The organism is Streptomyces sp. MUM 203J, from assembly GCF_022414595.1.
Taxonomy (GTDB): domain Bacteria; phylum Actinomycetota; class Actinomycetes; order Streptomycetales; family Streptomycetaceae; genus Streptomyces.
Window position 1 is genome coordinate 1 of the sequence record NZ_JADWYO010000104.1, and the last position, 9,486, is coordinate 9,486.

Genomic DNA, 9,486 nt, shown 5'->3' on the forward strand with positions numbered 1-9,486 from the left:
GCCGTCGGCCGCCGCGCCGCCGGGCGCGATTGCGCCAGGCCTCATGCCGCCGGGCTTCCCGGCGCCGCAGCCCGCGCTGCCCGGTGCCGTGCGGCCGGGTGCGATGCCGCAGTCCGCGATGTCACCGAGGCCCGTGCCGCCAGGTTCTGCGCCGCCCAGTTCCGTCAGCAGACGCCCTGCCGTTCGGGTGCCCGGGCGGTGGCCCTTGTCCGAGAAGTACTCTGCGGCCGACCAGGCCGCCGCCACGGCGCCGTCGCGGCGCCCCAGGGCCGCCAGTGTCCGCGCCTGGTCCAGTGCGGCCGTGGCCCGCACCAGGGGCGAGTCCGTCAGGTCCGCCATCCGTACGGCGGACTCCGCCTCGCGCAGGGCTCGCCCGGCATCGCCCTCGCGGGCCGCCAGCCGGGCCCGCAGGCCCGCCAGATCCACGACGTCCGCGCGGGGCAGCTCCCGGGGGCCGGTCGCGTCCGCCATCGCCGCCAGCCAGCTGTGCGCCCGCACATGGTGGTTCATGTCCAGTGACAGACGAGCCGCCTCCAGCGCGATCGCCCGCCGGAAACCCGTCGCCCCGATCTCCGCCGCCGACCCGTCCGCCGCCCGCAGCAGTGCCAGCGCCCGCCCCCGGCGGCCCAGCAGCGCCTCCACGGTCGCGCGGAACACCGGCAGGAACACCCGCACCTCCGCGTAGCCCATTCCCGCCGCCACCTGATCCGCCTCCGCCAGTGCCGCCTCCGCCTCCCGGGGCCGCCCCCGCAGCGTGTACAGCACGGCCAGCGGGCAGTTCAGCGTGACCCGTACGGTCGGACGCCCCTCCCCGTGCTCGGCCAGCAGGGCCCGGCAGCGGGACAGCGCGCGCTCCACCGGCTCCGGGCCGCGCCACAGCGAGACGCCGATCGCGCCGAGCGCGGCGGCGCGTTCCGGCTCCGCCTCCGCCCGCGCCGCGTGGGCCAGGGCCCGCACGAGATCGCGGTCGGCCTCCTCGTGACGGCCCGCCCGCTGCCGCTGCTGTGCCAGCCGCAGCCGTGCCCGGGCCTGTCCCGCCGAGTCACCGGCCTCCTCGAACACCGGCAGCACCCGCCGGGCCGTCGCCGCGATACCGGCGTCGTCCCCGTCCAGCACCGCCAGCGCCAGCCCCGCGTGCGCCGCCTCCACGGGCGATCGGCCCGAGGCCAGCACCTCGCGCAGCAGCGCCGCGCCCTCCTCGGCCTCACCCAGTGCCAGCCGCACCTCACCCAGCCCGCGCAGCGCGGGCAGCCGTGTCGGGGTGTCCGGCGCCGCGAGGTCCACCGCGGTTCGCAGCAGGCTCTCCGCCCAGTGCAGGTCGGACCCGGCCAGTGCCTGCGCCCCCGCCCGCCCGAGCGCCACCGCCGCGCGCTCCCTGAGCCGGGCCGTCCGGGCGTCCAGCAGGCCCAGCCGGGCGCGGCAGCGGTAGGCGCGCTCCAGATGGCCGCCCGCCACGGCGTCGCCCGCGGCGGCCGTGCTGGGCAGGTCGGCGGCCCACTCGTGGCGGTCCGCCTTCGCCCGTTTCGACAGGGACGCGTAGGCCACCTCGTGGACCAGACCGCTGCAGAAGCGGTGCCGGCCGGGCCGCCCGGGTACGGGCTCAACGAGCCGTCGCCTGCAGAGCCCGGCCAGCGCGCCCACCACCCCCGCCTCGGCCTCGCCGCCCTGGTGCGCCGCACCGGACATGCGGGCCAGGTCTGCGGCGGTGAAATCCCGTCCGAGGACCGACGCCAGGTCCAGTGCGGCGCGTTCGGCAGGGTCCAGCGCGCCGATCCGCGCCCCCAGAAGCGCCTGGAGCGTGGGCGGGAGCCTGGCGTCGCCGTCCCCGGCCGGGACCAGCAGCTGCTCCAGGTACAGGGGGTTGCCCTCGGCCCGCTCCAGCAGCCCGGGCGCAGGAGCCCCGCGTTCACCGGCCAGCTCCCGTGCGAGCACGGCCACATCCCCTGCCGGCAGCCCGCCCAGCCGCAGCCACCGGCCCGCCTCCGGCGCCGGGGGAACGCCGTCCGGGCGGCCGACGCAGACCATCAGGACCTGGGCGCCGACCAGCAGTTCCCGCAGCCGGTGCACGGTCCGCACCAGCAGAGGCGCGGCCCAGTGCCAGTCGTCCAGCAGCAACAGCACCGGCGCACCCCCGGCCGCGTCCCGCAGCACGGACGCCAGCGCCGCGCACAGCTCCTCCAGCGGGGCGTTGGGAGTGCCGTCCCGGAGCAGACCGTCCTGAAGCAGCGCCCACGCGTCCCGCACCCGGCGACACCCCTCGCCCCCGGGGCCGGCCGTGCCCGCCGCACCGGCGTCCTGTGAGCCCGCGACCCCCGTGCCCGCCGACCCCGTCGTGCCCCCCGAACCCTCCGCGCCCGCCGCCGGACCGGCCGTCGGCGCGCCCGGGGACAGCGCCTCGCGGACCGCGTCAGCCAGCGGGGTGAGGCTGCCGTGGGCGCCGTAGCTGCGGCAGCGGCCCGCGCCGTGCAGGAGCGGGCCCCGTGCCGCCCGCGCGTCGCGCCATTCCCGCACCAGCCGTGTCTTGCCCACACCTGCCTCGCCCACCACGCTCAGCACCCCCGCCGCCGAGCTCCCCGGGCCGTCCAGCGCCCGGTCCAGCGCGGCCCGTTCCGTGCCCCTGCCGACGAAGGGGACGTCGAAGCGGCGCAGCAGCTCCGGGTCGTCCGTGCCCAGCGCGAGCAGCCGATGGGCACGGACCGGCTCCGCCTTGCCGCGCAGCACCAGCGGCCCGACCTCCTCGACCACCGCGGTCGGCCCCGCCGCCAGCAGCGTTTCCGGACCCACCAGGATCTCGCCCGGCGCGGCGCTCTGCTCCAGTCGCGCCGCCACATTGACCGTCTCACCCGACACCAGTGCCTGACGCGCGCTGGACTGCGCGGCGGCCACCACCTGGCCGGTGTTGACGCCGATCCGGATGTCCAGCCGGATGCCGAGCGTCGCCTCCAGCTCCCCGTTCAGGCCCGCGAGCGCCTCCCGCATGCCGAGCGCGGCGCCGAGCGCCCTTCGCGCGTCGTCCTCCCGCACCCGCGGCACCCCGAACACCGCCATCACCGCGTCCCCGATGAACTTCTCCGGGGTGCCGCCCCGGGCCTCGATCTGCTCGCTCATGAGCCGGAAGTACCGCAGCGTGACCGTACGCAGTGCCTCGGGGTCCAGCGTCCCGGACAGTGCCGTGGAGCCGACCAGGTCGCAGAACAGCACCGTCACCGGCTTGCGCTCGTCGTCGGGAACCGGCGCGGGAACCGTGCGGGCGGTCCCGCAGGAGGGGCAGAACCGGGCCGCTTCGGGCAGATCGTGGCGACAGGAGGAGCAGGTCGGGGAGGTCATCGGAGATCTTCCTTCCGGGGCCCGGCCCCCCCCTGGGGGAGCCGGGCCTGCTGGGGCGGCACGGTCGTAAGGACCGCGGGCCTGGTCGTGTCCGGCGGGTGGTGCCGGGGCGGGGGTCCGGCACGCCGTCCCCCGGGCTCTCGGACGCGGCCGAGCGGGGCGTACCCCGCATCGGCGCCGGTTGCCGGTACTCCGCCGTACCGACGCCCTCCTCCGCCGTGCGTCCACAGGCACCGGGCCGCGACACCCGCGGCAGGAGCGCTTTCCGCCCCGGCGCCGGCACGGTCCGCCGGACATCTCCTAGAACAGCGCGCCGCCGGCGAACTCGCCGTGCGCCTCGACCTCGGGGCCGACCGCGTCCAGGCGGCTCTTGATGTCGAGCAGTACGGCGAGTTCCTCGGGCGCGAGGCCGGTCAGCACCCGCCGCTGCTCCTCGGTGAGCAGATCGACCGCGAAGCCCGCGCGGTACAGCGTGCCGAGCATGTCGGACGGCAGCCCGTTCGTCTCGTTCATCTCGTCGGTCTCGTTCATGGAACACCTCTCGTCGGAGCGGACGGTCCGCTCTCCCGCCCCGGCACTGCCGCCGGGGCGCAGCGCCCGAGCCGGACGAACAGCCGGGTGAGCGCGTCCAGGGTGTGCAGCGCGCTGACGGTCACGGCCGTCTCGTGCGCGCGCGTCATCGGCAGGGAGTCCAGCAGCGCGTACACGTCGGCCACATGCCCCGTGTCGAGCCGGGAGTGGGCGCGTACGGTGCGGAAAGCCGCGTCCGGCAGTCCGGTCAGCCCGGCCAGGTACGGCGCCAGCCCGGGTTCGGGCGCGTGCCCCTCCAGGACGGACACATAGCCGAGCAGGGCCACCGGGTGGTGGTGCGCGACCCAGTAGTACTGGGCACCCGCCAGCGCCGCGACGTCCGGCGGCGGTACGGCGCGGAGCGCGGCGTCCGGGTCGGCCCCGGCCGCCGCCAGGTCGTCCAGCAGCCACACGTCGTGGTTCTCCTCCTCGCGTGCGTGCCGCTCCAGATGCGCGGCGAGCCGCCCGCCCAAGGGGTCGCCCCGCAGCGCGAGTTCGCGCGACCGTTCGGCGGCCAGTCGCAGCAGGGGGACGGACGCGCGGATGACGCCGTGCATGGCGCACAGGTAGCCGACGTACCGCGGCAGGAGTCCCTCGGGCCGCCACAGCCCGGCGGCGGCCTGCCGCAGCACGGGCTCGGCCGGCGCCAGCCGGGCCCGCAGCCGCGCGGACGCGGGCACCTCCTCCCGCGCGGGCGGGGCGTGCCGCGTGGTGACGGGACTCACCGGGCCGCTCCCCTCGGCAGCACGGACGAGGCATACGCGGCACTTCCGTACTGCCGCACCAGCGCCACGGCCCCCCGCGCTCCCCGGTCCCGTCCCACCGTGACGTCCAGCAACGCCCCCGCCGCACCGCCCGCGTCCACCCGTGCCCGCTGCGCGACCCGCGGCTGCTCTGCGAACCGCACACACACCGCGCAGGGGGACTCCGGCTGCCCGGCCTCCGTCCCGTACCGTTCCCGCACCTGCAGCGGCCCCGCCGCCCGGATCAGCCGGAGCAGGGGCGACTCCAGCGAGCGGGCCCGCACCGTCCCCCAGCCGTCGCGCTCGACGTGTCCCAGCAGCAGATGCGCGGGCGCGGGGCGCCGGTCCACCACGCGCTGGTTGCAGCAGGCCAGGACCGACCCGTCGAACGCCACCACAGGCCACGCGGCCATCGCGCACGGCAGGCCCTGGTCCGGGCCGGGTCCCCGGCGGGCGGGGCCCGCCCAGGTCGCGGCGCGGCCGACCGCGCGGATCTCGTTGACCAGCGTCGGCATCGTGCCGTCGAACTCCCAGTCGATATCGCGGATGAGGTCCGCGAGATACGGGTCGTCGGGGCCCTCACCCGTCACGTGGAGGCTGACCGCCGGTCCCGCCTCCCGGATCTCCCGCAGCGCCCGGAAGACGGCGGAGCGCGCCACCTCCCGTTCATGGTGGGCGTCGAGGCTCGCGGAGAAGTGGTCCACCGAGCGCAGAGCCCGCAGGAGCGCGGGCGGGACCACGGCGGAGGACCGGGCGCGCGGGCGGGCCGCGAAGAACATGCCGCTGAGCACCGCCGTACGGGTCCCCACCGCACCGGCGGCCGTCGCGAGGTCCGCCACCAGGCGCGGCAGCAGCATCGGCTCGCCGCCCGTGAGCATCATGACGTCGGGCCGGTCGGCCGGGGTGAACGACCCGACGAAGCGCCGCAGCCCGGCCGGGTCGGGGCGCTCTCGGGCCTCCGGCCCGGACGCGGTCGAGCAGTGCGCACAGCGCAGCGGACAGCGGCGGGTGAGGGTGACGAGCAGCCCCGCGCCCGGCACCGGGCGCCGGCTGACGAGTGCGGCGAGTTCCATCGGGTCTCCCATCGGCGCCGCCGGTACGGATCCGTCCGGGCCCGCCCGGTTCTCCTCCGGCGTACGGACGCGGACTGCGGGCGCGGGCGCGCCCGTGTTCCCCGAGGTTCGCGGCGGGCGGTAGAGCCAGGCCCCGCAGACGGTTCGCCACCGGTATGTCCGCAGGTGAGAGGCGCGTGACGGGGCTGTCGGCGGGCCTTCGCCCCGCTTCGCACCGCCGTGCGCTGCCGCCATACCGGAGCCATACCGGCGCCGGGCCGTTTCCCTGGCCGGCCCTCCTAACTTTCTGGTCACCGGCAGGCGAGAGCCCGCCGGAACCACGGAACCACTTCCCACACACGGATGGAGACGGACATGTCCGAGAACACGAAGCCGGCCGACGACAACCAGGAGACCCCCGAGGTCGAGGCGCACAGCGTGCTGGACCTCCAGGGCACCGAGGGCGTCGAAGCCCCCGAGGGCAACTGCATCAGCCTCCTGAGCGTGGTCGAGAAGGCCAACTGACGTACGACCGTGCGCCCTTCACCACGGCCTGGCGCACGGTCGGCGTGAGCTGGGCGGTCTCCGCCGTTCGCGGAGGCCGCCCCGCCGTGTGTCCCGGTCCTCAACCCCCTTTTCCGGGAGCCGACGATGGCCACCGCTGCCGCCACCTCCACCCCCGCCGCGTCCCTTCGCGGCAACCGCGACTTCCGCCTGCTCTGGATGAGCGGGCTGTTCGCCGTGCTCGGCGCCCAGATGAGCGCGCTCGCCCTGCCGCTGCTGGTGCTGCGCGAGACCGGCTCCGCCGTCCAGGCCGGTGCCGTCGGCACCGTGTCCGTGGCCGCGCTGCTCGTGACGATGCTGCCCGGCGGGGTGATGGCCGACCGGGTGGAACGCCGCCGCCTCATGCGGCTGTGCGACCTCGGCGGTCTCGCCGCGGTCCTCGCCCTGCTCGTCGCCGTGCTGAACGGGCACGTACCGATAGCGCTCGTCCTGCTGGTCGCGGGCGCCGGTGCGGTGATCAACAGCGTGTACCAGCCCGCCGCGGCCGGGCTGATGCGTACCGTGGTGCCGCCGGAGGCCATGGGGCTGGCCACCTCACGGCTCCAGGCGCGCAGTTCGACGGCCCGGCTGGTGGGCCCGCTCGTCGGCGGCGCCCTCTTCGGGCTGCATCCCGCGCTGCCCTTCGCGGCCGAGGCCGCCGGACTGCTGCTGTCCACCCTGTGCGTGGCCCTCGTGCGGACCCGGTCGAGACCGGCCGTCCGCGCGGGATCGGTGTTCAGCCGCCGCGAACTGACCGCCGGGATCGCCTTCATCTGGCGGATCCCCTATCTCCGTACGGTCCTGCTGGTCTTCGGCCTCGGCATGAACTTCGCCTTCAGCGCCATGACGTTCACCACCCTGACCGTCTTCTCCGACGGCGGGCGCGACGGGCTGGGCAGCGGTTTCGTGGTGGCCTGCACCTCGGCCGGGGCGCTCGCGGGCGCGCTCGCCGCCCCCCGGTTCACGCCCGAGCGGCACAGCCGCTTCCTGATCACGGCCACCTGCTGGAGCTGCGCCTCCATGGCCGGGGCGCTCGCCGTCGTAAGGGTGCCGGTGCTGGCGGGCCTGCTGGCCGCCGTGTGCATGTTCCTCGCGACCGTGGCGAGCATCGGCTTTCTGTCGACGCTGCTGGTGGTGACCCCCGAGGACCGGGTGGGGCGGGTGCAGAGCGCGGCGGGGTTCCTGTCGTCGCTGGTCCAGCCCTTCGGACCGCTCGCGGGCGGAGCGCTGCTCACCGCGCTCGGGCCGCCGGGGGCGTACACCGTCCTGGGCGCCGTCCTGGCCGCCTCCGCCGCCGTGACGACCCTGGCGCCCGCCGCCCGGCACGTTCCGTCCACCCCCCGTTCCGAGTCCGCCCCAGAGAGGTGACACCGACCGTGGCCGGTCCTCAGGAGATCCAGCTGTACTGCGCCGCCGACCGTACCTACTACGAGACTCCCGGCAGGCTCCGTGACGAGGAGAACCGCTACGGCCTCGACCGGGCCCGGCCGCCGGCCGGCTGGCTGCGCGCCGACAACGGACTGTGGACCTCCTGGCGGCCCGAGGACGTGCAACCGGCCGAGCAGGGCTGGAAGATCCATGTCTCGGCCCTCCCCGCCGACGCCGAGGACACCCTCGCACGGACCGCGCGGATCTGTGTGAAGCACCGGGTCCCTTTCAAGTTCCTGCGCGGAGAGCAGGCCCTGCTGCTGATGTCGGACAAGTACGCCGCCCGCAGCGGCAGCGGCAAGTTCCTCACCCTCTATCCGCCGGACGAAGCGGTGTTCCTCCGCCTCGTCGGCGAACTCGCCGCCGAACTGGACGGCCGCCCCGGCCCGTACATCCTCAGCGACCTGCGGATCGGCCGGGCCCCCGTCTTCGTCCGGTACGGCGCGTTCGTGCCGATGTTCTGCCGCGACGGTGACGGGGACCTGGTCCCCGCCCTGCGGGACCCGCACGGCGAACTCGTCCCGGACGACCGCGCGGTGACCTTCCGGGTGCCCGACTGGGTGACCGTTCCGGAGGCCCTGCGGCCCCACCTCGCCGCCCGGGCCGCCGCCCGCGACGACACCTTCCCGTACGCCGTCGAGCGGGCGCTCCACTTCTCCAACGCGGGCGGCATCTACCTCGCCCGGCACCGCCGCACCGGGCAGCAGGTCGTCCTGCGCGAGGCCCGCCCGCACAGCGGGCTCGACGCGGCCGGGGACGACGCCGTCGCCCGGCTCCACCGGGAACACCGCGCGCTGGAGCGGCTGTCGGGACTCGACTGCGTGCCCCGCGTGTACGGGCTGCGCACGGTCTGGGAGCACCACTTCCTGATCGAGGAACACATCGAGGGCACCACCCTGTTCGACGCGGTCGTCTCCCGGTACGCGCTGGTCCACGGCGGACAGTCGGCTGCCGAACTCGCGGCCTACAGCGCCTGGGTGGAGCAGGTGACCGCCCGGCTGCGGGACGCCCTGGAACGGGTGCACGCACGGGGGATGCGCTTCGGCGACCTGCACCCGTCCAACGTGATGCTGCGCCCGGACGGCTCCGTGGTGCTCGTCGACTTCGAGTACGCGACGGACCTGGACGACACCGGCACACCCGTCGCCGGGGCCGCCGGGACGCGGGCGCCCGCGGGGACCCCGGGGGCCGAGGCCGACGCGTACGCGCTGTGGGCGACCTGGCTGCACATGCTGCTTCCGATGACGGAGATGACCGCCCGCGACCGGCACAAGACGCTCACCTTCGAACGGTGGGTCCGCGAACGCTTCGGTCTGGCGCCCGACGCCGGGCCGCCCCGGCCCGCCCTGCTGGACCGCCTCGGAGGCGGCGGCGAGAACCGGCCGGGCGGCGGGCCGGCTCCCGCCCCGGGCGAGGATCCCGTGACCCGGCTGCTCGGCCACGCCGACGGGCCCGACTGGACCGGGCTGCGCCGCATGCTGCTGACGGGCATCCGAGCGGGAGCGACCCCGGAGCGGCGCGACCGGCTGTTCCCCGGCGGCCCGGCGGGGTTCCGCACCGGCGGGACATGCGCCGCGCACGGGGCCGCCGGAGTCCTGTACGTCCTGCACCGCACGGGCGCGGAGGCGGAGATCCGCGAGGAGTGGGTGGACTGGCTGGCCGACGCCGCGCTGCGCCGCGACCCCGCCCACCCGGGCGGGCTCCTCGACGGACTGCCCGGCGCGGCCCTGGTGCTGGCCCGGCTCGGCCGCCGGGGCACCGCGTCGCCCTGGGCGCAGGTGTCGCGCTCGGCGCTCTGCGGGATGATGCACTTCTGAACGCCC

6 protein-coding genes and 1 pseudogene are annotated in these 9,486 nt (G+C 76.2%); 3 read left to right on the forward strand and 4 right to left on the reverse strand.

Going from position 1 to position 9,486, the window contains the following annotated elements:
* From I3F58_RS28520 to I3F58_RS28535, 4 genes are all read right to left on the reverse strand, one after another.
* Positions 1 to 3,327: adenylate/guanylate cyclase domain-containing protein (locus I3F58_RS28520; protein WP_240111606.1), on the reverse strand; the 3,327-nt coding region annotated here is incomplete at its 3' end.
* A 300-nt stretch (positions 3,328 to 3,627) separates the two neighbouring features.
* The gene (locus I3F58_RS28525) at positions 3,628 to 3,858 is read right to left on the reverse strand and encodes an aroma-sacti cluster domain-containing protein (RefSeq protein ID WP_240111607.1); all 231 of its coding nucleotides are present in this window, start codon (positions 3,856 to 3,858) and stop codon (positions 3,628 to 3,630) included.
* Entirely contained in the window at positions 3,855 to 4,622 is a 768-nt protein-coding gene (locus I3F58_RS28530) for an iron-containing redox enzyme family protein (protein WP_240111608.1), read from the reverse strand. Before I3F58_RS28530 ends, I3F58_RS28525 begins: the two co-directional genes overlap by 4 nt.
* Entirely contained in the window at positions 4,619 to 5,713 is a 1,095-nt protein-coding gene (locus tag I3F58_RS28535; protein ID WP_240111609.1) for a radical SAM protein, read from the reverse strand. The genes I3F58_RS28530 and I3F58_RS28535 overlap by 4 nt, the downstream gene beginning before the upstream one ends.
* Positions 5,714 to 6,067: 354 nt before the next feature.
* On the opposite strand from I3F58_RS28535, the gene I3F58_RS28540 reads away from it, so the two are divergent.
* The 3 genes and pseudogenes from I3F58_RS28540 to lanKC form a co-directional block, all read left to right on the forward strand.
* A complete protein-coding gene (locus tag I3F58_RS28540) occupies positions 6,068 to 6,217 on the forward strand; it encodes a hypothetical protein (protein WP_240111610.1) in 150 nt (49 codons plus the stop codon).
* A 126-nt stretch (positions 6,218 to 6,343) separates the two neighbouring features.
* Positions 6,344 to 7,603: an MFS transporter gene (locus I3F58_RS28545; protein WP_240111611.1), complete on the forward strand. Its 1,260-nt coding sequence runs from the start codon at positions 6,344 to 6,346 to the stop codon at positions 7,601 to 7,603.
* Positions 7,604 to 7,611: 8 nt separating this feature from the next.
* A pseudogene (lanKC, locus tag I3F58_RS28550) lies at positions 7,612 to 9,417 on the forward strand (class III lanthionine synthetase LanKC); the annotation flags it as partial.
* Between the last annotated feature and the right edge of the window lie 69 nt (positions 9,418 to 9,486).